This is a genomic window from Amycolatopsis sp. NPDC051371 (genome assembly GCF_040682155.1).
Classification (GTDB): Bacteria; Actinomycetota; Actinomycetes; order Mycobacteriales; family Pseudonocardiaceae; genus Amycolatopsis.
Window position 1 is genome coordinate 433,717 of sequence record NZ_JBFBAG010000001.1, and the last position, 26,905, is coordinate 460,621.

A 26,905-nucleotide genomic window follows, 5' to 3' on the forward strand; every position below is an offset into this window, starting at 1 on the left:
GGAACCTCCGTTAAGCCGACAGTAGCACAACCGGAGGTGCCTCCGTTTTGTCTTCGCCCGAACCTGACCGCCCGGTGCGCTCCGACGCGCGGCGCAACCGGGAGAAGCTCGTCGCGGTCGCGCGAGCCGCCTTCGCCGCGGCCGACGGCACCGTCGCGCTGGAGGCGATCGCCCGCGAGGCCGGCGTCGGCATCGGCACGCTCTACCGCCACTTCCCGACCCGCGAGGCGCTCGTCGAAGCCGTCTACGCGGCCGAGCTCGACGACGTCACCGCGAGTGCCCCGGCGCTGCTCGGGGAGCTTCCGCCCGATGCTGCCCTGCGCGCGTGGATGGATCGCTACGCGGCTTTCGTGGAGACCAAGCGCGGAATGGGCGACATCCTGCGCGCGAGCGTGGCTTCCGGCCGCATCGCGACGCCGGCGACGCGCCGGCGCATCACCGCGGCGATCGGCGCGATCCTCGACGCGGGCGCGCTCGCGGGCACGCTGCGCGCCGGCGTCGACCCGGAAGACGTCACCTTGATGCTGCTCGGCGTCTTCCTGTCCACTTCGGCCGGTCAGGACGCGGAGCGGATCGGCCGGATGCTCGACCTGATCGTCGACGCTCTGCGCCCGGAGCCCACAGTCACGCGGTGACGAGTCCGGCGGGGTGCGTCACCGCCCCATCTTCTCGAGCAGTTCGGAAGCGTCGACGACCTGCTCGAGGATCGCCGGGCTGGGATTCGCGCAAAAAGAACGGGCCCGGCCGATCCCAAGGATCAGCCGGGCCCGTCAGCAACTCGAACTCACGCCAGATCGAACCGGTCCAGCTCCATGACCTTCGTCCAAGCGGCCACGAAGTCCGACACGAACTTCTCACGCGCGTCGTCGCTTGCGTAGACCTCGGCCAGTGCCCGCAGCTGGGAGTTCGCGCCGAACACCAAGTCGACCGCCGTGGCGGTCCACTTCAGCTTGTCCGTGCTCACGTCCACGATCTCGTACACGTTCTCGTCGGACTCCGACGCCTTCCAGCGCGTTCCCGGGGAAAGCAGGTTGGCGAAGAAGTCGTTCGTGAGCACGCCCGGCTGGTCGGTCAGGACGCCGTGCTGGGCGCCGGCCAGGGCGCGCATGCCGCCGACCAGGACCGTCATCTCCGGGGCCGACAGGTTGAGCATGTACGCGCGGTCGACCAGGAGCGTCTCCGGCTGGAGCTTCTCGCCCGCCCGCAGGTAGTTGCGGAACCCGTCGGCGCGCGGCTCGAGCACCTTGAACGAGTCCGTGTCCGTCTGCTCCTGGGTCGCGTCCGTGCGGCCCGGGTGGAACGGCACCGTCGTCTCGACGCCGGCGTCGCGCGCCGCCTTCTCGACCGCCGCCGAGCCCGCCAGCACGATCAGGTCGGCCAGCGAGATCTGCGCGCCGCCGGCCTCGTTGAACTCGCGCTGGATGCCTTCCAGGGTCGAAAGGACCGTCGCGAGCTGCTCGGGCTGGTTGACTTCCCAGTTCCGCTGCGGCTCGAGGCGGATGCGGGCACCGTTCGCGCCACCGCGCTTGTCGGTGGAGCGGAAGGTCGCGGCCGACGCCCACGCGGTGTTGACCAGCTGGCCGACCGTGAGACCGGAGTCGAGCACCTTCGCCTTGAGGGCGGTGATGTCGGCGTCGCCCACGAGGTCACCCTCGACGGCCGGCACCGGGTCCTGCCACAGCTGCGGCTCGGCGACCCACGGGCCGAGGAAACGGCTGACCGGGCCCATGTCGCGGTGCAGCAGCTTGTACCACGCCTTGGCGAAGGCCAGCGCGAACTCGTCCGGGTGCTCCAGGAAGCGGCGCGAGATCGGGCCGTAGACCGGGTCGAAGCGCAGCGACAGGTCCGTCGTGAGCATCGTCGGCTTGTGCTTCTTGTTCGGGTCGTACGCGTCCGGGATGATCTCCGGCGCGTCCTTGGCGACGTACTGCTTGCCGCCGCCCGGGCTCGTCGTGAGCTCCCACTCGTAGGCGAAGAGGATCTCGAAGAAGCGGTTGCTCCACTCGGTCGGCTTGTCCGTCCACGTCACCTCGAGACCACTGGTGATCGTGTCGGCGCCCTTGCCGCTGCCGTGGGTGCTCAGCCAGCCGAGGCCCTGCGACTCCAGCTGCGCGCCCTCGGGCTCCGGGCCCACGTGGTCGTCGGCGACACCGGCGCCGTGGGTCTTGCCGAAGGTGTGGCCACCGGCGATGAGGGCGACGGTCTCCTCGTCGTTCATCGCCATCCGGGCGAAGGTCTCCCGGATGAAGTGGGCCGCCGCCTCGAAGTCCGCACTGCCGCGGGGACCCTCGGGGTTGACGTAGATGAGGCCCATCTCGGTCGCGCCGAGCTCGGGCACCATCTCGGTGTCGGTCGCGTAGCGCTCGTCGCCGAGCCAGGCGTCCTCGGGGCCCCAGAAGATCTCCTCGGGCTCCCAGGTGTCGACGCGGCCGAAGCCGAAGCCGAAGGTCTCGAAGCCCATCGACTCCAGCGCCACGTTGCCGGCCAGCACCAGCAGGTCGGCCCACGAGATCTTCTGGCCGTACTTCTGCTTGACCGGCCACAGCAGGCGGCGCGCCTTGTCGAGGTTGGCGTTGTCCGGCCAGCTGTTCAGCGGCGCGAAGCGCTGACCGCCGTCACCGGCGCCGCCGCGGCCGTCGTGGATGCGGTAGGTGCCCGCCGCGTGCCAGCTCATCCGGATCATCAGGCCGCCGTAGTGGCCGAAGTCCGCCGGCCACCAGTCCTGCGAGGTGGTGAGCACCTCGGTGATGTCCCGCTTGAGGGCATCGACGTCGAGCTTCGCGAACTCCTTGGCGTAGGCGAACTTCTCGCCCAGCGGGTTGCTCTTCGACGAGTGCGCGTGCAGCACCGTCAGGTCGAGCTGGTTGGGCCACCAGTCCTTGATGCCGCGCGGACGGCCGCCCGTCTTCGGAGTCGGCGAATCGATCGCCGGGTTCTCGCTCTCGCTGCCGTGCGAGGTCACCGAGTCGTGCGCGACCGGGCAGCCGGCCGCCGCCTTCTGGTCCACACCCTGTGCGCTCGAGGGGGTGTTGTCCTGGGTGTTGCTCATCTACTTCCTTCCGAACCGGCAATCATGGGGATGTTCGGGTCGGCCGCACAGTCGGGGCAGGTGCCCCAGTACACGACCTCCGCCTGGTCGATCACAAAACCGTGGTCGTCCGAGGCGGTCAGGCACGGGGTGTGGCCGACGGCGCAGTCGACGTCCGCGATCGCACCGCAGGTGCGGCACACGACGTGGTGGTGGTTGTCCCCGACCCGGGACTCGTACCGGGCGGTCGCGCCCGCGGGTTGGATGCGCCGCACCAGGCCGGTGTCGGTGAGCGCCCGCAGGACGTCGTAGATCGTCTGGTGCGACACCGTCGGGTGCTCGGCCCGCACCAGCGCGATCACCGTCTCGGTGTCGACGTGCGGGTGCTCGCGCAGCGCGGTGAGCACGGCCAGCCTCGGCCGCGTCACCCGCAACGAGACCGCCCGCAGCTGCGCCTCGAAGTCGGTCATCACTCCGGTCACCCTAGGGGGCTTCTCTGGAATGAGTCAAGTTATGACCGGCGTGTCACCCGGCCGGGTTTTTCATGATCAGCTTAGCCGGATCCGGTTGCGCGCGATGAGCTGGGCGGCGATGACGGTGCGCTGGATCTCGTTGGTCCCCTCGCCGACGATCATCAGCGGCGCGTCGCGGAAATAGCGTTCGACGTCGTATTCCTTCGAGTAGCCGTAGCCGCCGTGCACGCGGATCGCGTCCAGCGCCACCTGCATCGCGGCTTCCGAGGCGAACAGCTTGGCCATCCCGGCCTCCAGGTCGGCGCGTTCACCGGCGTCGAGCTTCTCGGCGGCGTCCAGGGTGAGCAGGCGGGCCGCGCGCACCTTGGTGGCCATGTCGGCGAGCAGGTTGCCGACCGACTGGTGCTGCCAGATGGGCTTGCCGAACGACTCGCGTTCCTGCGCGTACTTCACGGCGTCGTCCAGGGCCGCCTGTCCGACGCCCACCGCGCGGGCGGCGACCTGGACGCGGCCGACCTCGAGGCCGCGCATCATCTGCGCCCAGCCCTCGTGCGGCGTCCCGCCCAGGACGGCGTCACCGGGTACGGACATCGCGTCGAAGACCAGTTCGCACGCCTCGACGCCGCGATAGCCCAGCTTGGGCAGCTTGGGGGAGACGGTCAGGCCGTCGCCGGGCTCGACCAGCAGGACGCTCATCCCACGGTGGGCCGGCGAGGCGGCACGGTCGGTGACGCACAGCAGTCCGATCAGCCCGGAGTGCGCGGCGTTGGAGATCCAGGTCTTCGACCCGGTGATCGACCAGCCGGAACCGGCACTGTCGTCGGGAACGGCGTGGGTGCGCATCGCCTGCAGGTCGCTGCCGCCGCCGGGCTCGGTCAGCGCCATCGTGGCGCGGACGCTGCCGTCGGCCATGGCGGGCAGGTACTTCGCGCGCTGGCCGGGCGTGCCGAACGTCTTGATGAGGTACGTGATCACGGAGTGCCCGCCGATCGCCCCGGCGAGGCTCATCCAACCGCGAGCGAGCTCTTCGGTGACCCGGGCGAAACACGCGGCGCTGACGTCGACGCCACCGTGTTCGGCGGGGACCAGCAGGCCGAAGAACCCGAGCGTCTTCATCTCGTCGATCAACTCGGCGGGGTAGACGTCGTCGGCCTCGAATTCGCGGACGCGGGGGCGGACGCGCTCGTCGACGAACTCCGCGGTCAAGGCCACCATCTGCGTTTCGTCGTCGGTCAGCGTCATCACCCAAGCCTAACGCGGACGGCGTACTGTACCCCGGCTCCCATTCGCGCGCAGTCCGACGCCGACCTCCTCAGCGGATTCAGGCAAACCCCGAAGTCCCGATGGGCACCCGTCGCCCCGGTTCGTCCGTATCGACGTACTTTCGATGGCGAAGATCTTTTCCATTCCGGAGAAAGGAACCACAATGGCGAACAACTGGACCAGAACAGCCATGACGGCCGCGGCTGCCGCGTCGGTCGTTTCCCTGCTCGGCGCCGTTCCCGCGGCTGCCGCGAACGTCACCCGGCACTGCGTGCTGAATTCGGAAACCGGTGTGCAGCACTGTTCTTCGGGCCTGCAGCGCTCGATGGCCGTCGCGGAAGCGGACGGCGATGTCGTGCAGGGCACCTTCTTCGACGGTCCCGACTACACCGGGAACTCGCTGACGATCACCGGACCCGAACTGTGCAAGAAGGACGGCTGGGTCAACTGGCAGTTCGACCTGGGCGACGACTGGAAGAACAAGATCTCGTCCGTGCAGCCGTGGGGCGACTGCTGGGTCTGGCTCTACCCGGAGCCGAACCTCGGCGGCGACCGGGACGGCCCGTTCAAGGAGAACACCGGGAACGTCGGGTCCTTCATGAACGACCGCACGCAGTCCATCGGTTTCAGCTGAGCGAAGGAGTGCCACCATGACCAGCAAGCGCAACGCGTGGACGGCGGCGGGCCTCGGTCTGCTGACCGCGGCCGGCCTCGTGCTCACAGCGCCGGGCGCGTCGGCCGACGGCCAGCCCACCGCGCGCGAACTGCTCGACAAGTGCGACAACGGCACGGATTCCTGCGTGTTCCACCCGTCTGGTCCGCCGGAGGAGCACACCGGGGACGGGCACCAGGTCGGCGAAGCGGCTTTCAACTGCACCGGCGATTTGCAGCGCAGCACGGTGAACTGGTCCGACACGACGGGCGAATCGAACAGCTTCGGCGTGTCGCTGTCCGCCGAATACGGTTTCTCGGAAGTGTTCAAAGTGTCGATCGAGACGTCCTACCAGCACACCTGGGAGTCTTCGCACACCGAAGGACAGGCGACCAACGTCGACGTCCGGCCCGGGGAAAAGGGCTGGGTGGAACGCGCGCCGAGGATGCAGAAGGTGCACGGCACCTACGAAATGCATTTCCCGGACAAGTTCTACGACCACTACATCTGGTACCAGGACTTCGACGCGGACGGCCCGGTGCCCGGCTCGACCGGGGACATCACCCAGCACACCGCGCCGATGACCGACCAGGAGCGCGCCGAACATTGCGGCTGAGCTCTCCGGCCGCCGCCGCGCGAGGGGTGCGGCGGCGGTCGGCCCGCTCACACCCGGGAATCATTTCCGGTCGCCGGACGCTGGGAGAGGTGTGAAAAAGATCGGCTTCCTCTCGTTCGGCCACTGGTCGGCGAGCCCGCACTCCGAGACCCGGTCCGCCGCCGACTTCCTGCACCAGTCGATCGACCTGGCGGTCGCGGCCGAGGAGCTCGGCGTCGACGGCGCGTACTTCCGCGTGCACCACTTCGCGCGGCAGGCGGCGAGCCCGTTCCCGCTGCTCTCGGCGATCGGGGCGCGCACCTCGAAGATCGAGCTCGGCACCGGCGTGATCGACATGCGCTACGAGAACCCGCTGTACATGGTCGAGGACGCGGGGGCGGCCGACCTGATCTCGGGCGGCCGGCTCCAGCTCGGCATCAGCCGGGGATCCCCCGAGCAGGTGATCGAGGGCTGGCGCTACTTCGGGTACGCCCCCGCCGACGGCGAGACCGACGCCGACATGGCCCGGCAGCACACCGAGGTCTTCCTCAAACTGCTCGACGGCGAGGGCTTCGCGCAGCCGAACCCGCGCCCGATGTTCGCCAACCCGCCGGGCCTGCTGCGGCTCGAGCCGCACTCCGAGGGCTTGCGCGACCGCATCTGGTGGGGCTCCAGCTCGAACGCGACGAGCGTCTGGGCCGCGAAGCTGGGGATGAACCTGCAGAGCTCCACGCTCAAGGACGACGAGACGGGCGAGCCGCTGCACGTCCAGCAGCGCAAGCAGATCGAGGCCTACCGCGAGGCGTGGACGGAGGCCGGTCACGAGCGCGAGCCGCGCGTGTCGGTCAGCCGCAGCATCTTCGCGTTGACGAACGACCAGGACCGCGCGTACTTCGGCGGCGACCGCAACTCGCGCGACCAGGTCGGCATGATCGACGAGAACACCCGCGCGATCTTCGGGCGCTCGTACGCCGCCGAGCCGGACGAGCTGGTGCGGGAGCTCAAGGAGGACGAGGCGGTCCAGGCCGCGGACACCCTCCTGCTGACCATCCCGAACCAGCTGGGGGTCGACTACAACGCGCACGTGCTGGAGAGCATCCTCACGCACGTGGCCCCGGAGCTCGGCTGGCGCTGACACTCACCCGGTCCGGTGGTGGCGGCCACCGGGCCGGGAGTGGTCAGCCGTGCGAAACGGTCAGGCCGTAGAACGCGACCCGCGCGCCCTTGGTCGTGCTGCTCGACGAGGACTGGTTGTACGAGCCCGCCTTGAAGTACTGCTTGTACGCCTTGAACGACGACGGGATCGAGTAGTGGGTGACGCTGCCGTTGACCGTCAGGTCGATGGTGTTGCCACCCGAGATCCCGATCGTGTAGGTCCACGTCTTGCCGACCGCCACGTGTCCGACCGTGTGCGACGTCTGGCCGCCGTCGGGGGAGTTCTCCGTGCCCAGGACGATGTCGCCGCTGGAGCGGTAGTACAGCTCCAGCAACGGTTTCGTCGATGATCCGCCGGTGCCGAGGTGGACCTGGCCCACGCACACGTTCGACGTCACCGACACCACGCGCAGCGTCGCGTTCAGCTTGTGCGACCCGCTCAATGACCAGTTCGCGGCCGAGCCGTCGCGGTTCATCTCGCGCAGCTCGGACCGCGCGTAGTTCGAGTTCGGCGTGGTGACGCCCTTTTCCGGCGCCCAGAACGTCATCGCGCCGTCGCGGGTGTCGGTGTAGAAGTAGCTGTCCTGGAAGCCGTTCGCGCCCTTCAGGCGGGACGAGGAGATGGTGGTCGGCGACCCGGGGGAGCCGACCGGCTCCTGCAGCTGCCAGATCCCCAGGTCGAAGTTGCCACCCGGGGCCACCGACGGGTCGGCCGCCAGCGCGGGGAGGGCGGTGGCGGCGGCCAGGGCCGGAATCGCCAGCAGGACGAGCAGGGAACGCACGCGCATCGAGGTGTCCTTTCACGATGTAAATGGTCTGGACAACCCGGCGGCGTGGGAAAACGGTAAGTCCCTGTTGGCGTCATGTCAAGGATTGACCTGTGACCTACCGCGTCCCGTGATTCTCCGCCACTCAAGTCGGACAAAAACCAACCAATGTTCCCAACTTGTCAGGAAGCGACTTTCGTAGCTAACCGCGACCACGGCCGGTCTGGTCTGCTCCCCGGGTACCAGCTTCCAGGTCCCCGAAGGGAGATGTTCATGCAGGTAGACGGACGTTCCGTGGTCCGGCGAGCCGCGATGGTCCTCACCGCGGCAGCAGCCTTCGCCGTCGTCGCCGCACCCGGTGCGTCGGCCGGTGACCCGCGGATCGTGGGCGGCACGCCGACCACGATCGACGAGTTCCCGGCCACCGTGATCTTCAACGTCAACGGCGCGCAGCACTGCGCCGGCACCCTGGTCGCGAAGAACAAGGTGCTGACCGCCGCGCACTGCACCGACGGCGTCGAAGCGTCCCGGATGGAGATCATCGGCGGGCAGACGAAGTTCAGTGACACCTCCGGCACGAAGGCCGGCGTGAGCGACGTCTGGCAGAACCCGGGCTTCGACATGAGCGGCATGCAGCACGACAACTCCGTGCTGACGCTCGACAAGGACCTCCCGTACGAGCCGGCCACGCTGGTGCAGTCGGCCGGTGACGCGGCCTACCAGGCGGGCAAGGACGTCACGGTGGTCGGCTGGGGCACGACGTCCGAGGGCGGCGACGTCTCCGACACGCTGCTCAAGGTGTCGGTGCCGGTGGTGGACAACGACACCTGCGCGGAGAAGTACAGCACCGGTGGGGCGAAGTACGACAAGGCGTCGATGTTCTGCGCGGGCGTGCCCGAAGGCGGCAAGGACTCCTGCCAGGGCGACTCCGGTGGCCCGGCCTACGTCGACGGCAAGCTCGCCGGCATCGTCTCGTGGGGCGAAGGCTGTGCCCGCAAGGACTTCCCGGGCGTCTACACCAACGTCGGCAACGACTACTCGGTGCTCAGCTCGCACCTGGGCTGAGCCGGACCGGGTGGCGGTGGATCAGGCGGGACAGCTGAAGTCGTGGTGGGGTGTCTTCAGGGTCAGCAGGTAGCCGTCCACCGCCGCCCGGGTGCACGGGGTGCGCCGGTAGGCCCCGTGCCCCGAGCCTTCGTAGGTCAGCAGCGTCGTGTTCGCCGGCGCCTGGCGGTGGGCGTTCACCGCCCAGGCGTACGGCGTCGCCGGGTCGTAGCGGCTGCTGAGCAGCAGGATCCGCGGCGCTTTCGAGACGTTCAGCCGGTGCGGCGGGTTCGCGGGCGGGCCGGCGACACCGAGGCACGCGGTCGCTTCGTCGTGGCCGATCGTGCTGCCGCGCATGATCGGCGACCGGCGCAGCTCTTCGGCGTGCATCGCCGCATATCGCGCGAAGGTCGGCATCCGCAGGTCGAAGTCCTGGCAGACGACGGCCAGGCGGATCGACGTGTAGTTGTAGACGAACTCCGCCCGCATCGGCGAGGTACCGGCCGCGGTGTCGGCGATCACCCGGCCCACGTCATCCCAGTCCGGGATGCGCATGTCCTGGTGCACCCGGTCGCGCAACCAGTTGTGCGGGAACGGCATCGCGTCGGCGGCGACCTGAGCCTGACGCCAGGTCGCCAGGACGTCCCGGCCGTGCAGTGCGCACGTCGTGGTGGCGGCGCACCACGCGGTGAACTGCCCGAACAGCTCGTCCACGGCGGCGGCCCGGTCACCCACGAAGTGCTCGAGATCGACGCTGTGGTCGATGACGCCGTCCAGCACCATCGCGCGGACGTGGTCGCCGTACCGCTCGGCGTACTGCTGGCCGAGCAGCGTGCCGTAGGAGGCGCCGTGGAAGCTGATCCGGTCCTCGCCCAGTGCGCGGCGGACCGCGTCCAGGTCGCGGGCGTTGACGGCGGTGTCGGCGTGGTCGAAGACCGGCAGGTTCCGGGCTCGGCAGTCCGTGACCACCTGCCGGTCGTAGGCGCGCAGCGCCTCGAACCGCGCCCGATCGGCGGGCTCGTTGTCGGGTGCGGCGTCGGGGATCTCGCAGCCGATGTAGCTGCTGTTGCCGGTCCCGCGCAGGTCGAAGCCCACGACGTCGAACCGGGCCTCGACTTCCGCGCCGAAGTAGCCGGGGGACAGCGGGATCTCCGCGCCGGACGTGCCGGGGCCGCCGGCGTCGGCCATGAGCACGCCGACGCGGTGCGCCGGGTCGGTGGCGCGGTGCCGGGCCACCGCGAGGCCGATCGACGGCCCGTGCGGCCGGTCCCAGTCGAGTGGCACCCGGAGCGTGCCGCATTCCCCGTCGGGAACGCCGGGGTTGTCCGGGTCGTCCGGACAGGTCGTCCAGGCGATCGGGTACGGCGACCACGTCGCGTCCGCGAGCGCGGGAGTCGCGCCGGTCAGCAGGACGGTGCTTGCCAGGAAAGCGCTTGCCAGAAGAGTGCTTGCCAGGACAGCTCCGAACGCCCGCACGGTGCCCCCTCGACGTGTCGGTCCGCATCCGACCGTAGGACTCCCGTGGCCGGACCACAAGCGTTCGCGGCAAGGAAAAACCAACCGGTCGCCGGGCGTCGATCGTGCTTATGCTGACGGCCCTCGTTCTCTCGCGAAAGGGTCCCCGCCATGGAACAGCCCGAGAGCCAAGCAGTCGCTTCGCCGTCCGCCGACGGCGTCAACCGGCGGAGCCTGCTCGCCGGAGTCGGCGGTCTCCTCGCCGCCGGGGGAGTCGCCACGGCGCTCGCCCCGGCCGCTGCGGCGGACCCCGCGGTCCGGCCCGAACGGAACCCGCGGGTCGAGGACCTGCTCAGGAAGATGACCCTCGCCGAGAAGCTCGGGCAGCTCCAGCTGGTCGGCACCGAAGACCTCGCACGGACGTCGCTCGCGACCGGGCAGCTCGGCGGAGTGTTCTCCGTGGTGGGTGCCGCGAAGCTCAACGCGCTGCAGAAGATCGCCGTCGAACAGACCCGGTTGCGCATCCCGCTGATCTTCGGCCTCGACGTGATCCACGGGTACACCACGAACTTCCCGATCCCGCTGGCCCAGGGCGCGAGCTTCGACCCCGGCGTGCCGGCCGCCGACGCGACGGTCTCGGCGAAGGAAGCCCGGCGCAGCGGCATCCACTGGACCTACGCGCCGATGATGGACGTCACGCACGAGCCGCGCTGGGGGCGCATCGCGGAAGGGAACGGCGAAGACCCTTACCTGGACTCGCAAATGGCCGTCGCCAAGGTCCGCGGCTACCAGGGCGGCGACTACTCGTCCCCGGACCGCCTCGCCGCCTGCGCCAAGCACTTCGTCGCCTACGGCGGCGCGGAAGGCGGCCGCGACTACAACACCGTCGACGTCTCGCTGCAGCGCCTGCACAACCTCTACCTGCCGCCGTTCAAGGCGAGCGTCGAGGCCGGCGTGGCGACCGTGATGGCCAGCTTCAACACCATCAGCGGCGTCCCCGCGCACGGCAACGGCTACGTCCTGCACGACGTCCTCAAGGGAATGTACGGCTTCCGCGGGTTCGTCGTCAGCGACTACACGGGCATCGAGGAGCTGATCCTGCACGGCTTGGCCGGCGACGGCGCGGACGCCGCGGCCGCCGCGCTGCCGGCCGGGGTGGACATGGAGATGGTCAGCACCAACTACGTGAAGTTCGGGGAACAGTTGCTGGCCCAACGGCGGATCACCCGCGACCAGATCGACGACGCCGTCCGCCGGATCCTGCTGGTCAAGGTCAAGCTCGGCCTCTTCGAACGGCCGTACGTCGACGAGGCCGGCGAGGTGAAGGCGCCGTCGCCCGCCGCGCTCGCCGCGTCGCGGCAGGCCGCCGGGCGGTGCATGGTGCTGCTCAAGAACGACGGGCCGGTGCTGCCACTGGCCAAGTCGGTCGGCTCGGTGGCCGTGGTCGGCCCGCTCGGCGCGGCGACCTACGACCTCAACGGCACCTGGGCGGGCCTGGGCACCGGCGCGGGCACGACCCCGCCGGTGACCGTCGTCGACGGGATCAAGGCCGCGGCGCCCGGGGCCGCGGTGACCTACACCGCGGGCTGCACCGTCGACGGGACCGACACCAGCGGGTTCGCCGCCGCGCAGCAGGCCGCCCGCGCGGCCGACGTCACCGTCGTCGTGGTCGGCGAAACCGCCGCCATGAGCGGTGAGGCGGCCGCTCGCAGCAACATCGACCTGCCCGGGGTGCAGCAGCAGCTGGTGGCCGCGATCAAGGAGACCGGGAAGCCGTTCGTGGTGGTGCTGGTCAACGGCCGGCCGCTGACGATCCCCTACCTGCACGACAACGCGCCGGCGATCCTCGAGGCGTGGGCGCCGGGGGTGCAGGGCGGGCACGCGGTCGCCGACGTCCTGTTCGGCACGGTCAACCCGGGCGGCAAGCTGCCGGTGAGCTTCCCGCGCGCCGTCGGCCAGGTCCCGATCTACTACAACCACGAGAACACCGGACGCCCGGCCGATCCGAACAACAAGTACACCTCGAAGTACCTCGACCTGGAGTCCGGTCCGCTGTACGAATTCGGCTACGGCCTTTCGTACACGACGTTCCGCGTCGACGGCCTGCGCCTTTCGGACACGCGGATGTCCGCCCGCGGCGGCCGGATCCAGGTGACCGCCCGGGTGACCAACACGGGCGGCCGCGCGGGCGACGAGGTCGTCCAGCTGTACCTGCGCGATCCGGTCGCGAGCATCGTGCAGCCCGTCCGGCGGCTGCGCGGGTTCCAGCGGGTCACCTTGGACGCGGGTGCTTCGAAGACGGTCTCGTTCACCCTGACCCCGGACGACGTCGGCTTCTACGACAACGCAGCGAAGTTCCGCGTCGAGCCGGGAAAGATCGAGGTCTACGTGGGCTCCAGTTCGGCGGCCACGCTGACCGCGAGCTTCACCGTGGGGTGACGCCGATAACGCAGGCGACCGGCGGGTCGAGGTCGAGCGTCTCGACCCGCAGCTCGGTGAAGCCCGCCTTGGCGAGCAGGTCCTGGAGTTCGCCGGCGGCCCTGGTCGTGGTGTCCCGGTTCGCGCCGGGGCACCGCGGCTGGGACGCGAGCGCGATGCGACCGCCGGGACGCAGCAGGCCCCGCAGCTCGCGCAGCCGCTGCGGGGGATCGGGCCAGAAACCCGAAGAATTCACCGCGAGGACGGCGTCGAGCGGTTCGCCGAACGACGGCAACCGCTCCACCGAGGCGTGGATCAGTTCGATCCGGTCAGCCGCGGCCCGGTTTCGCCGGCTCGCGCGCCCGACCATGACCGCGGAGTGGTCGACGCCGTAGACGCGGCCCCGGGTGGCGCGGGCGGCCAGTTCGCCGAGGGCGATCCCGGGGCCGAAGCCGACTTCGAGCACCCGGTCCTCGGGCTGGATGTCCAGCAGTTCGACCACCCAGATGTTCCGCCGCCGGTTCGAGCTCCGGTGGGCCATCACAAACCCGGCCACCCGCCCGCCGACGCCGCGTGGGTGGTGGAACTGCTCGATCATCCGCCGCTTGAGCCCTGTCTTCGCCATGCCGCGAGTCAACGGCTTCAAGTACGCTCGAAGTCAAATGTCCGAGGAGCTGCTGACGATCGGCGAGCTGGCCCACCGCACCGGCGTGGCCACCTCGGCGCTGCGGTACTGGGAGGAGCAGGGGCTGCTCCCGGCGCCGGAACGGGTCGCGGGCCAGCGGCGTTACCCGCCTTCGGCCGTCGAGCTGGTCGGCGAGATCCTGATCTTCCGGGACGTCGGGTTCACCCTGCGCGAACTGAAGACGCTCATGGACCTGCGCACGTCGGCCGCGGAGGGCTGGCGCGAGCTGCACGAACGCAAGCTCGCCGAGCTCGACCGGCGGATCGCCCAGGCACAGGCCGCCCGCACGGCGATCGCGCACGGCCTGGCGTGCCCGCGCGAGGACGTCCACGACTGCCCGAACTTCCGCCGCGGGGTCACGGCCCGCCTGGCGGGAGCCACTCTGGAAGAGGCCCACTCGCACTGACGGGTCGGGGCCGGGACGTCGGTGCCCAGGGTGCGGGTGAACGTCTCCGGGATCCGGACGTCGTCGCGGCCGAGATCGTGGATGCTGCGGTGCCCGAGGGCCGGCAGCGTCGAGTCGATGCCGCCGACGGTGACGTAGAAGACCTGCATGGGCTCGAACTCGTCGATCAGTGCCTTGCACTCCGCGGTGCTCAGCTCGCCCGGGGAGTAATGTCACCGCGTGTCGATAATCAAGGCTCTCGAAGGAACGGCACCCGGATGACCGATGACGTGCTCGCCCGGCCCGCGAACCGCCGGGGCCGCCCGCCGGGCACCAGCGCGCGCGAACTAGAGGTCGCCGCGCTGCGGCTGTTCAGTGAGCAGGGCTTCCACGAGACGACCGTCGACCAGATCGCCACCGCGGCCGGAGTCAGCAGGCGGACGTTCTTCCGGTACTACGACGCCAAGGCGGACGTGCTCTGGAACGAGTTCGACACCGAGGTCGCGACGATCCGGGCCCTGCTGGCCGAAATGCCGGCGGACCTGCCGGTGCTGGAGGCGGTCCGCCGCGCGGTACTGGCGGCCAACCACTACCGCGCGGACGACGTGCCGGAGCTGCGCAGGCGGATGACGCTGCTGAGCACGGTGCCGGACCTGGCCGCGAGCGCGGCGGTGCACTACGACGCGTGGGAGCGCGCGGTGAGCGCGTTCGTCGCCCGCCGATCCGGGCAGCCGGAGGAGTCGCTCTACCCGCTGGTGGTGGGGCGCGCGGTGCTGGCGGCCTGCCGCGCGGCGTACGACCGCTGGTCCGCCCGCGCCGACGCCGATTTGACGGTGTACCTGGACGCGGCGCTGCGGGCTCTCGCGGCCGGGCTCGCCGACGACGTGCTCGGGGTTGAACCCGACCCGGTGCCGGGCTGACGTCCGTCCGGCGCGCTACCAGTCGCGTTCGGCGAGGACGCCGGGCAGGCCCTCGGTGAGCATCCGGCGCCGGACCCGGTGCAGCAGCCGGGACATGAAGAACCCGCCGGCGCCGCGGAACCCCGTGTGCCGGTAGGTGAGGCGGGTCCCGGTCGCCGTCTCGGCGAGGTGGCACGTCACGGTGCTGGGTGGGTCGGTTTCCTCGTTGCGCCAGCTGAAGCTCAGGAGTTCGGGTGCGTCGGCCGCGAGGATTTCGCAGCGGACGATGCCGTCCCAGCCCGGGACCGGCCGGCCGACGAACCGGAACTTCGTGCCGACTTCGGGTGCGAAACCTTCGGGTCTGCCGCCGCGGCCGGTCGACGTCCAGCGCGGGACCAGGGCCGGGTCGGTGAGGGCGCGCCAGACCCGGGGGCGGGGCTGCGGGTACTCGCGGACGATCTCGAACTCGCTCATGGGTCGCTCCATTCGTTACAGTCACTGTAAACAGTACTCCTGCTGTACGATGGGCCGGTGCGGGAACCCGAGACGCTGCGGGAGCGGCGGAAGCGCGAACTGCGGCAGCAGCTGTCGGACACGGCGACCGTGATGTTCCTGGAGCGCGGGTTCGACGCGGTCCGCGTCGCCGACGTCGCGCGCGCGTGCGGGGTCACCGAAAAGACGGTCTTCAACCACTTCGGCAGCAAGGAAGCGCTGCTCGCCGACCGCTGGGACCCGCAGGTGGAGGCGCTGAGCGCGCGGCTCGCCGACACCGCGCCCCTGGACGCGGCGCTCGAGGTGCTCGGCGAGGAGCTGGACTTCCTGGTCGCGTCGGCGCGGCGGCACAGCTGGGCGGAGGTCCGCCGGTTCGGCGAGCTGATCCGGACGACCCCGGCGCTGGTGGCGCACCACCGAGCGGCCCGCGACCGGCTGACGGAGGCCGCGGTCGAGGCGCTGGCCACCCGATCAGGCGCCACGCCCGACGACCCGATCGTCCGCATCACGGCGGCGGCGGTCACGGGGCTGTGGAACGTGTACGCGCTGAGTCTCCAGCGACACCAGGCGAAGGGCGCGGCGCGGGCGGCCCGGGAGGTCCGCGCGGACCTCGCCCGGGCGGCCGACGCGCTGCGGCAGGGACTCTGACCGGCGCCGGTGAACTGCTGGTTCAGTGGGGGAGCGGCCCCGTCAACTGCTGCTCCGAAGTGACCTGAAAGGTGCACACCGCAGCGGACTTCCCGGCCAGCCAAGCCTTGCTGTCGGGGTAGAAGACCCCCACCGAGGCTTCGACCGGCGGGACGTACCCCGGCCCGAACATCGCCGCACGCTGGGCATCGCAGCCGGCCTTCGCCTGGGCTTCCAGGGTGTCCTCGCCCGGGTACTCGCCCTCGAAGTAGCCTTTCAGCGGCACCGTCGCGAACGCTTCGCCGTCATGGGGAACCGTGCACGACACTTTCGTCGCGTCGAGGCTGTACGCCGGCGGCGTCGTGTAGCACTCGCCGGGCTTCAAGCCGACGATCGTCGGGGTCGTTCCCAGGAGTTCGGCGCGGTTCACCAGGACGATCACGCCGATCGTCAGCGCACCCACCCACACCAGGCTGATCACGATCCCGGCGATCGCCATCCCGCGGCCGGTCTGGTTGGTCCGGCCGATCTGCACCAGCGCCACGATGCCGAAGATCAGTCCGAGCACGAGCGAGAACCCGCAGACGCCCAGGATCCCCAAGATCAGCGACGCGACCGCGAACGTGTTGCGCCCCCGGGGCCCGGGCGGCGCCGGCGCCACCTGCATCCACTGCGGCGGGTTGGGCGGCGTGGCGCCGGGTGGGTACTGCTCGGACATGGATCCCCCTCTGCCGGACGCCGCCGAACGGACGCCCGGCCTGAGCATAGTGGCGGATCGTGACGCGATGTCACACTTGACGCCTTGTCGCTCGATGGGGTGACTGCTTACAGTTTTTCCTCCGGCTTCGCGGGGAGGAAGCATGCACGCCAGACGGCGCTCGATCCGGTTCAGCGGCACGGAAGTCACCATCAGCGCGGCCCTCAAGGACGGCCTCTTCGGCACCGACCGCAAGCACACCTTCAGCGTCACGAAGATCAAGAGAATCAGCAACTCCGAGCCCGGGTTCTCCCGGCCGGGACGGCTGACGTTCGTCGTCGACGGCGCCTCCACCGAAGTTGTGAAGAACCCCGCCAGCGGCGGGGACCAGGTGGACATGAACACGTTCTGTTACAACAGCGTGGACGCCGGCCAGGTGCGCAAGCTCGTCGCGGAGATCAAGAAGGCCATGGGCGTGACGTAGGAGTACCCGTTGCGCTCCGAGGCGGCGAAGCTATACCGTGAGCAAACTAGAACAGGTTATAGTTTGTGGCGGGCCGGATCGAGGAGCGGACATGGCGAAGAAGGCGCCGCGCGGCGACGAGGCCGACTACGTCGTCGTCGGGTCGGGGAGCTCGGGGGCGGCGATCGCGGGCCGGCTGGCGCAGTCCGGGGCCAGCGTGATCGTCCTCGAAGCCGGGAAGAGCGACGAGCAGCTGCTGGTCAAGAAGCCCGGGCTGGTGGGCCCGATGCACGCGGTGCCGCAGCTCAAGGCCCTCAACGACTGGGGCTTCTACGGCATCCCGCAGAAACACGTTCTCGATCGCCGGATGCCGGTGCCGCGCGGCAAGGTCGTCGGCGGCTCCAGCTCCATCAACGGCATGGTCTACGTCCGCGGCAACCGCGCCAACTTCGACTCCTGGGCCGCCGAGGGCAACACCGGCTGGGACGCCGACCGCGTCAACGCCGCCTACAAGCGCATGGAGGACTTCGAGGACGGCGAGAACGCGTTCCGGGGCGCGGGCGGCCCGATCCGGGTCACCCGTGCCAAGACCCCGCAGGAAGGCTCGCTGCAGTTCATCGACGCCACGTCCGACGCGCTCGGTTGCAAGGTCCTCGACGACTACAACGCCGAGTCCCAAGAGGGCGTCAGCCGGATGCAGCAGAATGCCGCCGACGGCCTCCGCTACAGCGCCTCACGCGGCTACCTCCACCACCTCGCGCCGCCGACCCTCCAACTGCAGTCCGGCGTGCTGGTGAAGAAGGTCCTCTTCGAGAACGGCCGCGCCGTCGGCGTCGAGGTCGTCGACGGCGGCCGGCCGCGCACGATCCGCGCCGGCAAGGAGGTCATCCTCTCCGCCGGGTTCGTCGGCTCCGCGCAGCTGCTCATGCTGTCCGGGATCGGCCACGCCGAGCACCTCAAGGAGCACGGCATCGACGTCCTCGCCGATCTGCCCGTCGGGGACAACATGCACGACCACATGTTCCACGCGCTGACGTTCCACGTGTCCTCCAGCAAGAACAAGGGCGCGGCGTCGTACTTCGCCCGCGGCCTGGCCCGCGAGCTGCTGAAGCCCGGCACCACGTTCCTGGCCAACTCGGTCTTCGAGGCGGTCGCGTTCCTGAAGACCTCGCAGGCCGACGCCGTTCCCGACCTCCAGCTGCACCTCCTTCCGTGGGCGTACGTCTCGCCCAACCAGGACGCGCCGATCCGGCACGACGTCGACAAGCGCCCCGCGCTGACTGTGCTGTCGACGCTGATCTACCCGAAGAGCCGCGGCACGCTCCGGCTGGCGTCGGCCGACCCCACGGCGGCGCCGCTCATCGACTTCCAGTACCTGTCCGATCCGGGCGACCTGGAGGTGCTCGCCGAGGGCTCGGAGATGGTCCGCGAGATCTTCGCGTCGAAGGCGTTCAAGGGCGCGGTCAAGGAAGAGATCCACCCCGGCACGAACCTGCGCGGCCAGGAGCTGCGCGACGCGATCCTCAACCGCGCGACGTCGGTCTACCACGGCGTCGGAACCTGCCGGATGGGCGTCGACGAGCTCGCGGTCGTCGGTCCCGACCTCAAGGTGCGCGGCGTCGAGGGCCTGCGGGTCTGCGACGCCTCGATCATGCCGTCGATCACCGGCGGCAACACCAACGCGCCCGCCATCATGATCGGCGAAATGGGCGCTCGGCTCGTCCTCGGGAGCGGATCGTGACCGTGACCCCGCTCGAACTCACCCGCCCGGCGTCGGTGACCGACGCGTTCCTGCGCGAGCTGGTCGCCCGCGTGCCGGGTTCGTCCGGCGAAACCTGGAAGCTCACCGAGGTCTACACCGGCGACGTGCTCGTCGAGCTGCCGCAGTCGACGCCGGCCGACATCGAGCAGGCGTTCGCCGCCGCCCGCGAGGCGCAACGCAGGTGGGCCGCCACGCCGCTCAAACAACGGCTGGCGGTGTTCAAGCGGGCGCACGCGCTCTTCGTCGACCGCGCCCGGGCCGTGACCGACCTCATCCAGGTCGAGAGCGGCAAGAACCGGCGGATGGCGATCGAAGAAACCTGCGACCCCGCGATGGTGATGAGCCACTACCTGCGGCGGGCCGCCAAGCTGCTGGCGCCGACCAAGCGCGGCGGGCCGGTGCCGCTGCTGACGTCGTCGACCGAGGTCCGGCAGCCCAAGGGAGTCGTCGGCATCATCGCGCCGTGGAACTTCCCGTTCGCCACCGGCATTTCCGACGCTATCCCGGCGCTGATGGCCGGCAACGCGGTCGTCCTGAAGCCGGACAACAAGACCGCGCTTTCGCCGCTCTACGGCATCAAGATGCTGGAGGAGGCCGGCCTGCCGGAGGGCCTGTTCCAGGTCGTCTGTGGCGAGGGCCCCGACGTCGGCCCGACGCTGATCGACCAGGCCGACTACGTGATGTTCACCGGCTCCACGGCCACCGGACGCGTGATCGGCGAGCGGGCCGGGCGCAACCTCATCGGCTGCTGCCTGGAGCTCGGCGGCAAGAACCCGATGATCGTCCTCGACGACGCCGACATCGCGGAAGCCGTGCAGGGCGCCATTTTCGGCGCGTTCGGCAACACCGGTCAGATCTGCATGCACATCGAGCGGATCTACCTGCCGGAGTCCCGGTACGACGAGTTCAAGGACGCGTTCGTGGCGGCCACGAACGCGCTGGACGTCCGCGCGGCCTACGACTTCGGGCCCGACATGGGCTCACTCGTTTCGCCCGACCACATGCGCCGGGTCAAGGAGCACGTCGACGACGCGGTCGCGAAGGGCGCGACCGTGCTCTGCGGCGGCAAGCCGCGCCCCGACCTCGGCCCCGCGTTCTTCGAGCCGACGATCCTCGAAGGCGTCACCAAGGACATGGTCTGCGGCGTGACCGAAACGTTCGGGCCGGTCATCGCGCTGCACCGGTACCGGACCGTCGACGAGGCCGTCGAGCTGGCCAACGACACCGACTACGGCCTCAACGCCTCGGTCTGGGGCCGCGACATCGGCGCCGCGCGAGCGGTCGCGGCGCGCCTGGAGTCCGGCAACGTGAACGTCAACGACATCCTCGCGACCGCGTTCGCCGCGAAGGGGACGCCGTCCGGAGGCGTGAAGAGCTCCGGGGTCGGCGCCCGCCACGGCGACCAGGGCCTGCTCAAGTACACCGACGGGCAGAACCTGGCCGTGCTGAAGAAGCAGGTCATGGGCCCGCGGCCCGGACAGGGCTACGAGAAGTACGTCGAAAGCATGCTGTCCGGGCTGAAGCTCATGCGTCGCCTGCGTATCCGCTGATCAGTTGAGCTTCCGGGTGTCGGCGGGCAGGCCGCCGCCGGCGTAGACGTCTTCGGCGAGCTTGGCCAGCGCGGTCAGGGCGACGTTCTGGCTCCACGGGCCGTACGACACGCGGGAGACGCCGAGCTCCTGCGCCCGGGCCAGCGGGATCGAGCCGGGGATGCCGATGAGGTTGACCTTGCGCTCGCCGAGTTCTTCGACGAGCCGCGCGACCTGGGCCTCGTCGAGCTTGCCGGGCACGAAGAAGTTGGACGCGCCCGCGTCGAGGTAGGCGCGGCCGCGAGTGATCGCCTCGGTCAGCGCGGTCTCGGGGTCGGTCTTGATGAAGGCGTCGGTGCGGGCGTTGAGCACGAAGTCGACCCCGGCCTTCTGCGCGGCCTCGACGGCGGCTTCGACCGCCTTCACGGCGTCGCCCAGGGGCTTCATCTGGTCTTCGAGGTTGGCGCCGACCGCGCCGGCCTCGATCGCCCGGGCGATGGTGCCGCCGGGATCGCCGTAGCCCGCTTCGAGGTCGGCGGTGACGGGCAGGTCACCCGCCGTCCGCACGATCAGCGCGACCTCGGCGATCATTTCGTCGCGCGGGATCTTCTCGCCGTCCGGGTAGCCGCGCGAGGCGGCGATACCGTGGCTGGGCGTGGCGAGGGCCTGCGTACCGGGCGTCTCGGCGACGACCTTGGCGGTGATGGCGTCCCAGACGTTGACGACGAGCAGCAGCTCGGGCGCGGCGTGCAGCTCCTGCAGCCGGGTGGCCTTCTCGGCGGTGGAAGTCATGCCGCCAATCTAGAGCGGGCCGCCGATCTTCGCTTCAGCCGTCCACGAGGAGTCCACGCAGTGGTCCTTGCAGCCGGCCCGCCCGCCGGGACACGCCGGGGAGCAGCACGAGCCGGTGGGTGCGGCGCTCGCCCCGGCGTTCGCGCTCCGCCTGCTCCTCCGCCAGTGGCCGCCAGAGGTCGTCGACGACGTCCGCCGGGTCGCCGTCCACCTCGGCCACCTCGCGGCCGAGGTGCTCGGCCCACAGGCGCAGCCGCGTCGTGCGGGCCAGCTCGGGGTCGTCGGTCGCGATGTTGACCTCGGTGTCGTTGAACAGCGAGTGCTCGTTGAGGTTCGCCGACCCGACGGTCAGCCACTCGTCGTCGACGATGCCGAGCTTCGCGTGGACGTAGACGGGGGAGGAGGCGTCGCCGTCATGCGCGCTGATCGTCGTGGCGAGCAGACGGCCGTGGCCGTCGTCGGCGTCGAGCAGCCGCCCCAGCTGGCCGCGGGTGGTGTCGGCGCCGTTGCTCGGTTTCCGCGGCAGCAGCAGGACCATGCGGAAGCGGTCGTCGGGCGGGTTGCGCAGCTTGTCGAGAAGCACTTCGGCGATCTCGGGCGACCACAGGAACTGGTTTTCCAGGTAGACCAGCCGGCGCGCCGACCGCAGCGCCCGCAGGTAGCCGTCGAGGATGGTGAACTCGCCCTTCGGCGCGAAGTCGTACGTGCTGTTCGGCACCGTGCGCAGCAGCTGGACACGGGTGCCGCCGGCCGGTCCCGGCACGGCCGGTGCCGGCAGGTCCTCGTCCGCGACCTCCGTCCACCGTCGCCGGAAGTGGTCGGCGACGTCGGCGACGATCGGGCCGGCGAGCCGGGACGCCAAGTCGTGCCAGCCGATCGGCCGCGGCGGGTGGTCCGGGCTGTCGTGGCGGTCGCCCTCCAGCGCGGTGAAGTCGACGCCGCCGACGAACGCGATCTCGTCGTCGACCACCACGAGCTTCTCGTGGTGGCAGTGCATGGTCCGCTCGCGGGAGTCCAGCACACAGCGCACGGCCGAGCCGTCGGTGAACTTCCGCTGCTCCCGCTGCGCCAGGCCCCGCGTCGGCTGGAACGCCGGCACCGGCGGCCCGGCCCACAGCAGGACCCGGACTTCGACGCCGCGCTCGGCGGTCTCGGCCAGCAACTCCCGCAGGGTGAGGGCGCCGGGCTCGCGCGTCAGCCGGAAGTCCGCGCTCGCGTGCCAGTTGGCGATGTGCACGTGGGACTTCGCGCCGCGGATGGCGTCCTCGATCGCCGGCAGGGTCTCCTCGCCGTCGATCAGGATCTCGACGCGGTTGCCGTCGCGGACCGCGGCCCGGCCGCCGAGCCGGTCTTCCGCGCCGCCCGGCTCGAGCACGTCGCCCCACCCCAGCGCGCGAAGGCGGCGCTGGTGGTGGGCGCACAGGACGTGCTCGAGCCCGTCGCCGAGCCGTTCGTCTACCTTGTCCAAGAACGAGTGAAAAGACTTCACCCGTCCTATGTCACTACAGATCGGCCCGGTTCGCCGATCAGCGGCTGCCGCGCAGGGTGGCGCGGCCGGCGTACCGGGCTTCGGCGCCCAGCTCCTCCTCGATGCGGATGAGCTGGTTGTACTTGGCCGTGCGGTCGGAGCGCGACAGCGAACCCGTCTTGATCTGGCCGCAGCCGGTGGCGACGGCGAGGTCGGCGATCGTGGTGTCCTCGGTTTCGCCGGAGCGGTGGGACATCACGGCCGAGTAGCCGGCCTTGTGCGCGGTGTCGACGGTCAGCAGCGTCTCGGTGAGCGTGCCGATCTGGTTGACCTTGACCAGGATCGAGTTCGCGATCCCGCGGTCGATCCCGTCCTGCAGCAGCTTGACGTTGGTGCAGAAGACGTCGTCGCCGACGAGCTGCACGCGGTCGCCGATGCCGTCGGTGAGCTGCTTCCAGCCGTCGTAGTCGTCCTGCGCGAGGCCGTCCTCGATGGAGACGATCGGGAACCGCGTGGTCAGGTCGGCGAGGTAGGCGACGTGCTCCTCGACGCTGCGCTTGCGGCCCTCGCCGCGGTAGTCGTAGACGCCGTTGTCGTAGAACTCCGACGCGGCCGGGTCGAGCAGCAGCGCGATGTCCTCGCCGGGGGTGTAGCCGCTCTCCTCGATCGCGCGGACGACGAACTCGAGCGCTTCGTCGGCCGACGCGAGGTTGGGCGCGAAGCCGCCTTCGTCGCCGACGTTGGTGCCGTGCCCGGCCTTCTTCAGCGACGCGCGCAGCGTGTGGAAGACCTCCGAGCCCATCCGGACGGCCTCGGCGAAGGTCGTCGCGCCGACCGGGCCGATCATGAACTCCTGGAAGTCGATCGGGTTGTCGGCGTGCGCGCCGCCGTTGATGATGTTCATCATCGGCATCGGCAGCTGGTGGGCGAAGACGCCGCCGACGTAGCGGTACAGCGGCAGGGTGTTCGCCGCCGCGGCCGCTTTCGCGACGGCCAGGGAGATCCCGAGCGTGGCGTTGGCGCCGACCCGGGCCTTGTTCGCCGTCCCGTCGGCCGCGATCAGCGCGGCGTCGACCTCGGACTGGGCTTCGGCGTTCAGCCCGATGACCGCTTCGGCGAGCTCGGTGTTGACCGCCGTGACGGCCTTGCGGACCCCTTTGCCGTGGTAGCGGGCTTTGTCGCCGTCGCGGAGTTCGACCGCCTCCCGCGTGCCGGTGGAGGCACCCGACGGGACGGCGGCCCGGCCCAGCGAGCCGTCCGCCAGCACGACGTCCACCTCGACGGTCGGGTTGCCCCGGCTGTCGAGCACTTCACGACCATGAACACGGGCGATTGCCGTCATTTCAGCTCCTTGAAGATGTTCCCCAGGGGCGCCGGCGGCGCTGCCGTGCGCGGGTCCGTGCCGCAGGCTAGCAGAGGGTGTCTGAATCGATAAGGGGCAATCACGCGGCCGGTGCGGCGACGGCCGGCACGCCGAGCAGGATCCGGTACTGCGCCTCGAAAGCGCTCAGCGCGCCGTCGATGTCGTGGCGGGCGACGAGGGCCCGCGACCGCGCGCCCATGCGGACCCGCTCGGCCGGATCGGCGGCCAGCTCGGCGATCCACCGCGAGAGGGTCGTGACGGCGCCCGGTTCGAACAGGTAGCCGTTGGCGCCGTGGTGCACGAGGTGCGGCAGGGCGAGCGCGTCCGCGGCGACGACGGGCAGCCCGGCGGCCATCGCCTCCATCGTGGCGAGGCTCTGCAGTTCGGCCGTGCCGGGCATGCAGAAGACGTCGGCGGCGGCGTACCGGCGGACGAGCTCCGCGTCCGACACGAAGCCGTGGAACGTCACGCGGCCGGCGATGCCCAAGTCGGCGGCGAGGGAGGTCAGCTCGGCCCGCCGGGTGCCGTCGCCGACGAGGTCCGCGCGGACGTGCGGCAGCGGGGCGAGCGCGCGCAACAGCTGGTCGACGTTCTTCTCCGCGTCCAGGCGGCCGACGAACAGCACCGACATCGGTTCGCCGGCCGGCCGCGCGGCGGCGGCGTAGTGGGCGAGGTCGATGCCGCAGGACACGACCTCGACCGCGCGCTCGAGCCCGATCCCGGCCAGCACCTCGGCCGCGCGCGGGGTCGGCGTGGTCACCAGGCGCGCGTCGCGGTAGACGCGCCGGAGGTCGCGCCACGCCCAGCGGGCGAGCGTTTCCCGCACGCGGCGGGGGAACGGCGTGTAGCCGAGCAGGTTGTCCGGCATGAAGTGGTTCGTGGCCATCCCCGGGATCCCGCGCGCCGCCGCGGCTCCGAGCAGGGCGCGCCCGACGCCGAAGTGGGCTTGGACGTGCACGACGTCGGGCCGGAGCCGGTCCAGGAGCGGTCCGACAGCCTTGCAGGCGCCGGCCGGGGTGCAGAAACGGTAGTCCCCGTGGAACGGGATGGCCCGCGACCGGATCCGGTGGACGGTGTAGCCGTCGCGCTGCTCGGTCCCGGCCGGACCGGCGTCGGAGGGGCAGGCGACGTGGACGTCGTGGCCGCGTCGCGCGAGTCCTTTGGCGAGACGTTCGGCGAAGAAGGCGGCACCGTTGATGTTGGGCGGGAACGTGTCGGCACCGATCAGGACGCGAAGGCCGGACGACGGGGGCACAGGGATCTCCTCGGCTCGGGAACGGGCTGGCGGGACGGCACCGGCGAGCACGCGCACACCGGCGAGAGCGACGACCGCGGCGATCGCGGCGGCGGGTTTCGGGGCCTCGCCGTAGGCCAGGGACGCGACGGCGACGGCGGTGAGCGGGTCGAGGACGGTGGTGGTGCCGACGACGACGGCGGTGGGCCCGGCGGCGTAGGCGCGGTGCAGGACCACGCCCCCGGCGCCGAGCAGCAGCAGGGCCTGGCCGCCGAGCAGCACAGCCACGCCGGGCGACTGGGAAGCGGCGGCGTGCACGACCGCCGAGCCGAGTCCGAAGAGGACGGCCGCCGCGGCGGAGAGCACGGCGCAGCCCGCCCGGGTTCGCCACGCGACGGCGGCGATCCCGAATCCGGCGAGGGCGACCGCCTCGGCGGTGCCGGCGGTGATCGAAGTGGCGGTGGCGGTCGACGCGGCGAGCGCCACGAACCCGGCCACGCCCGCCACGACGAGCACGACGGCGGTCAGTATCCGGCGGTCCCGGACCCGCCGCCCGAAGACGACGGTGAGGACGAGGCTGAGCACCCCGAGCGGCTGGACGACGGGAAGAGGGGCGAGCGAGAGGGCGACGAGGTGGAGGAGGCTGCCCCCGATGGCCAGCCCGGTGCCGGTCCACCAGCCGGGGGACCGCAGGAGCCGCGCGAGGGCGCGCAGGCCGGGGCTGCCCTCGGTGCCGAGGCCGGCGACCTCGGCATGCTGCCGGACCGCGGCGGCCGCGAAGAGCGCGGCGCCGAGCAGTGCGCAGACGACGGCGAGCGCGGTCATCGGTCGGCCTGCTGTGGCGTGGCGCCGAGCGGTGCGGCGGCGGGCGTGGTCATCGGCCGAGTCCGCCGCGGCGCTGCTGCCGCGAACAGTGCCGCGCCGGGCAGCGCACAGGCGAAGGAGCGCGTGGTCATCGGTCGGCCCGCCTTGCCACAGGCGCGGTCGCGGCATCGCCCGCGGGCATCCCGGCGTCGACTCCCCGCCGCGCCGCCGTCGCCACCGTGGCGATGATCAGGAACTCCGCCAGCAGCGCCAGCCGCTCCAGCAGGCCGGCCGGGAGCCAGCCGACCACCTGCGCCACCCCGAATGCCGTCGCCGTCACGACCCCGGCGACCGCGCCCCGCCTGACCAGCGGCGCCACACCCAGCCAGCGCGCCTCCGACCGCAGCCGGATGCTCAACGCCCAAGCCGCCGACGGAAGGCTGGCGAACAGCACCGCCCCGCCCGCACGGTGGATCGAACCGGACGTCGTCGGGTCCGCCGCGCTGACGTTGCTCGGGAACACCGCGACCACCACCAGCCCGGCCGCCCACAGTCCGAAGAGGACGATCACGCGCGGCGGCAGCGGCAGCGCCGCGAGGCGGGCCGCGACCGCGAGGGTCACCGCCGCCGCGAGGAGCAACAACACCGCCAGCGTGAACAGGAACCGGCCGCCGTGGTGCCACGCGTAGTCGCTGACCGGGTCGCGCAGGGGGTCGACCGGGCCGGCGAAACCGACCGTCAACCCGGCCATGATCGCCTGGGCGATGAGGGCCAGGACAAGCGTCAAGGTCGCGGGCGTCGGCCGTGGGGTCACCTGTCAGACAGTGCTGGCCGTCCATGAGAGTTCGATGAAGA

At 70.8% G+C, this 26,905-nt stretch carries 26 protein-coding genes; 12 read left to right on the plus strand and 14 right to left on the minus strand.

What is annotated here, in order from left to right:
* Positions 1-47: 47 nt before the first annotated feature.
* Positions 48-635 (plus strand): TetR family transcriptional regulator, encoded by a 588-nt coding sequence (locus AB0M59_RS01785; RefSeq protein WP_364606856.1) that lies wholly within the window; start codon positions 48-50, stop codon positions 633-635.
* Positions 636-784: 149 nt separating this feature from the next.
* Here the strand turns inward: AB0M59_RS01785 and katG are convergent, their stop codons facing one another.
* From katG to AB0M59_RS01800, 3 genes are all read right to left on the minus strand, one after another.
* Positions 785-3,049 carry a catalase/peroxidase HPI gene (katG, locus tag AB0M59_RS01790; protein WP_364606859.1) on the minus strand — a complete coding sequence of 755 codons (2,265 nt, stop codon included), beginning with the start codon at positions 3,047-3,049 and terminating at the stop codon, positions 785-787.
* Entirely contained in the window at positions 3,046-3,498 is a 453-nt protein-coding gene (locus AB0M59_RS01795) for a Fur family transcriptional regulator (RefSeq protein WP_364606862.1), read from the minus strand. The genes katG and AB0M59_RS01795 overlap by 4 nt, the downstream gene beginning before the upstream one ends.
* 78 nt (positions 3,499-3,576) lie before the next feature.
* Positions 3,577-4,743 carry an acyl-CoA dehydrogenase family protein gene (locus AB0M59_RS01800; protein ID WP_364606865.1) on the minus strand — a complete coding sequence of 389 codons (1,167 nt, stop codon included), beginning with the start codon at positions 4,741-4,743 and terminating at the stop codon, positions 3,577-3,579.
* Between the two features lie 184 nt (positions 4,744-4,927).
* Here AB0M59_RS01800 and AB0M59_RS01805 point away from each other — a divergent pair, with 184 nt between their 5' ends.
* From AB0M59_RS01805 to AB0M59_RS01815, 3 genes are all read left to right on the plus strand, one after another.
* Positions 4,928-5,398 carry a hypothetical protein gene (locus AB0M59_RS01805; protein WP_364606868.1) on the plus strand — a complete coding sequence of 157 codons (471 nt, stop codon included), beginning with the start codon at positions 4,928-4,930 and terminating at the stop codon, positions 5,396-5,398.
* Positions 5,399-5,414: 16 nt separating this feature from the next.
* A complete protein-coding gene (locus tag AB0M59_RS01810; RefSeq protein WP_364606871.1) occupies positions 5,415-6,032 on the plus strand; it encodes a hypothetical protein in 618 nt (205 codons plus the stop codon).
* A 91-nt stretch (positions 6,033-6,123) separates the two neighbouring features.
* Positions 6,124-7,146, plus strand: coding sequence for an LLM class flavin-dependent oxidoreductase (locus AB0M59_RS01815; protein WP_364606874.1), 1,023 nt, complete (start codon positions 6,124-6,126; stop codon positions 7,144-7,146).
* A gap of 43 nt (positions 7,147-7,189) precedes the next feature.
* Here the strand turns inward: AB0M59_RS01815 and AB0M59_RS01820 are convergent, their stop codons facing one another.
* Entirely contained in the window at positions 7,190-7,954 is a 765-nt protein-coding gene (locus AB0M59_RS01820; protein WP_364606877.1) for a polysaccharide lyase family 7 protein, read from the minus strand.
* Positions 7,955-8,206: 252 nt separating this feature from the next.
* Between AB0M59_RS01820 and AB0M59_RS01825 the strand changes: the two genes are divergently transcribed.
* A complete protein-coding gene (locus tag AB0M59_RS01825) occupies positions 8,207-8,998 on the plus strand; it encodes a serine protease (RefSeq protein WP_364606880.1) in 792 nt (263 codons plus the stop codon).
* Positions 8,999-9,019: 21 nt separating this feature from the next.
* On the opposite strand, the gene AB0M59_RS01830 is transcribed toward AB0M59_RS01825, so the two are convergent.
* Complete coding sequence (locus AB0M59_RS01830) at positions 9,020-10,453, minus strand: alpha/beta hydrolase (protein ID WP_364606883.1); 1,434 nt, start codon at positions 10,451-10,453, stop codon at positions 9,020-9,022.
* Positions 10,454-10,603: 150 nt separating this feature from the next.
* On the opposite strand from AB0M59_RS01830, the gene AB0M59_RS01835 reads away from it, so the two are divergent.
* Positions 10,604-12,871, plus strand: a complete 2,268-nt coding sequence (locus AB0M59_RS01835) for a glycoside hydrolase family 3 N-terminal domain-containing protein (RefSeq protein WP_364606886.1) — start codon at positions 10,604-10,606, stop codon at positions 12,869-12,871.
* Here the strand turns inward: AB0M59_RS01835 and AB0M59_RS01840 are convergent.
* Positions 12,858-13,475 carry a class I SAM-dependent methyltransferase gene (locus AB0M59_RS01840; protein ID WP_364606889.1) on the minus strand — a complete coding sequence of 206 codons (618 nt, stop codon included), beginning with the start codon at positions 13,473-13,475 and terminating at the stop codon, positions 12,858-12,860. The genes AB0M59_RS01835 and AB0M59_RS01840 overlap by 14 nt on opposite strands.
* 37 nt (positions 13,476-13,512) lie before the next feature.
* Between AB0M59_RS01840 and AB0M59_RS01845 the strand changes: the two genes are divergently transcribed.
* Both AB0M59_RS01845 and mftR read left to right on the plus strand, forming a co-directional pair.
* On the plus strand, positions 13,513-13,941 hold the full coding sequence (locus tag AB0M59_RS01845; protein ID WP_364606892.1) for a MerR family transcriptional regulator: 429 nt from the start codon (positions 13,513-13,515) through the stop codon (positions 13,939-13,941).
* Positions 13,942-14,198: 257 nt separating this feature from the next.
* Positions 14,199-14,840 (plus strand): mycofactocin system transcriptional regulator, encoded by a 642-nt coding sequence (mftR, locus tag AB0M59_RS01850; RefSeq protein ID WP_364606895.1) that lies wholly within the window; start codon positions 14,199-14,201, stop codon positions 14,838-14,840.
* A 15-nt stretch (positions 14,841-14,855) separates the two neighbouring features.
* Here mftR and AB0M59_RS01855 read toward each other — a convergent pair whose 3' ends face one another.
* Positions 14,856-15,293, minus strand: a complete 438-nt coding sequence (locus AB0M59_RS01855; RefSeq protein ID WP_364606898.1) for an SRPBCC domain-containing protein — start codon at positions 15,291-15,293, stop codon at positions 14,856-14,858.
* Between the two features lie 57 nt (positions 15,294-15,350).
* Here AB0M59_RS01855 and AB0M59_RS01860 point away from each other — a divergent pair, with 57 nt between their 5' ends.
* Positions 15,351-15,959: a TetR family transcriptional regulator gene (locus AB0M59_RS01860; RefSeq protein WP_364606901.1), complete on the plus strand. Its 609-nt coding sequence runs from the start codon at positions 15,351-15,353 to the stop codon at positions 15,957-15,959.
* A 22-nt stretch (positions 15,960-15,981) separates the two neighbouring features.
* On the opposite strand, the gene AB0M59_RS01865 is transcribed toward AB0M59_RS01860, so the two are convergent.
* Positions 15,982-16,656, minus strand: a complete 675-nt coding sequence (locus AB0M59_RS01865; RefSeq protein ID WP_364606904.1) for a DUF4190 domain-containing protein — start codon at positions 16,654-16,656, stop codon at positions 15,982-15,984.
* A 142-nt stretch (positions 16,657-16,798) separates the two neighbouring features.
* Between AB0M59_RS01865 and AB0M59_RS01870 the strand changes: the two genes are divergently transcribed.
* The 3 genes from AB0M59_RS01870 to AB0M59_RS01880 all read left to right on the plus strand — a co-directional run bounded on the left by AB0M59_RS01870 (position 16,799) and on the right by AB0M59_RS01880 (position 20,410).
* On the plus strand, positions 16,799-17,119 hold the full coding sequence (locus AB0M59_RS01870) for a hypothetical protein (RefSeq protein WP_364606907.1): 321 nt from the start codon (positions 16,799-16,801) through the stop codon (positions 17,117-17,119).
* A gap of 91 nt (positions 17,120-17,210) precedes the next feature.
* Complete coding sequence (locus tag AB0M59_RS01875) at positions 17,211-18,839, plus strand: GMC family oxidoreductase N-terminal domain-containing protein (RefSeq protein WP_364606910.1); 1,629 nt, start codon at positions 17,211-17,213, stop codon at positions 18,837-18,839.
* The gene (locus AB0M59_RS01880; RefSeq protein ID WP_364606913.1) at positions 18,836-20,410 is read left to right on the plus strand and encodes a succinic semialdehyde dehydrogenase; all 1,575 of its coding nucleotides are present in this window, start codon (positions 18,836-18,838) and stop codon (positions 20,408-20,410) included. Before AB0M59_RS01875 ends, AB0M59_RS01880 begins: the two co-directional genes overlap by 4 nt.
* Here AB0M59_RS01880 and AB0M59_RS01885 read toward each other — a convergent pair whose 3' ends face one another.
* The 6 genes from AB0M59_RS01885 to AB0M59_RS01910 form a co-directional block, all read right to left on the minus strand.
* Positions 20,411-21,181 (minus strand): isocitrate lyase/phosphoenolpyruvate mutase family protein, encoded by a 771-nt coding sequence (locus AB0M59_RS01885; RefSeq protein WP_364606916.1) that lies wholly within the window; start codon positions 21,179-21,181, stop codon positions 20,411-20,413. It abuts the gene before it with no gap.
* A gap of 34 nt (positions 21,182-21,215) precedes the next feature.
* On the minus strand, positions 21,216-22,670 hold the full coding sequence (locus tag AB0M59_RS01890) for a phospholipase D family protein (protein WP_364606919.1): 1,455 nt from the start codon (positions 22,668-22,670) through the stop codon (positions 21,216-21,218).
* A gap of 37 nt (positions 22,671-22,707) precedes the next feature.
* Entirely contained in the window at positions 22,708-23,991 is a 1,284-nt protein-coding gene (gene eno / locus AB0M59_RS01895) for a phosphopyruvate hydratase (RefSeq protein WP_364606922.1), read from the minus strand.
* 100 nt (positions 23,992-24,091) lie between these two features.
* On the minus strand, positions 24,092-26,071 hold the full coding sequence (locus tag AB0M59_RS01900; RefSeq protein ID WP_364606925.1) for a glycosyltransferase: 1,980 nt from the start codon (positions 26,069-26,071) through the stop codon (positions 24,092-24,094).
* Positions 26,068-26,202: a hypothetical protein gene (locus tag AB0M59_RS01905; RefSeq protein ID WP_364606928.1), complete on the minus strand. Its 135-nt coding sequence runs from the start codon at positions 26,200-26,202 to the stop codon at positions 26,068-26,070. Before AB0M59_RS01905 ends, AB0M59_RS01900 begins: the two co-directional genes overlap by 4 nt.
* Positions 26,199-26,864, minus strand: coding sequence for a DUF998 domain-containing protein (locus tag AB0M59_RS01910; protein ID WP_364606931.1), 666 nt, complete (start codon positions 26,862-26,864; stop codon positions 26,199-26,201). Before AB0M59_RS01910 ends, AB0M59_RS01905 begins: the two co-directional genes overlap by 4 nt.
* Positions 26,865-26,905: the final 41 nt, after the last annotated feature.